The sequence below is a fragment of the Brevibacillus halotolerans genome, from assembly GCF_026891775.1.
GTDB lineage: Bacteria > Bacillota > Bacilli > Brevibacillales > Brevibacillaceae > Brevibacillus_B > Brevibacillus_B halotolerans.
In genome coordinates, this window is the sequence record NZ_JAPTNK010000072.1 from 1 (window position 1) to 295 (window position 295).

Below are 295 nucleotides of genomic sequence, written 5' to 3' on the forward strand. Positions count from 1 at the left end.
AGTCGTTCTTTTACTTTTTCATCCTTCATAATGACACCATCTTTAAAGACAACAATACGTTCTGCGTGCTGAGCGGTATCCAATTCATGCGTGACAAGAATAATGGTAACTCCCTGTGCGTGCAATTTTTGGAAAATGGCCATAACCTCTCTAGTAGAACGGCTGTCTAGGTTTCCCGTTGGTTCATCCGCTAGCAAAATCGCCGGGCGATTCACGAGAGAACGGGCGATGGCTACACGTTGCTTTTGACCGCCGGACATCATAGGCGGCTTGTGTTCCATACGCTCTTTTAGAC

1 protein-coding gene is annotated in these 295 nt (G+C 46.8%); it reads right to left on the minus strand.

Annotated elements, in window-relative coordinates:
• The coding region (locus O0550_RS24220; protein ID WP_258427434.1) for an ATP-binding cassette domain-containing protein at positions 1–295 on the minus strand (295 nt) is incomplete at both ends.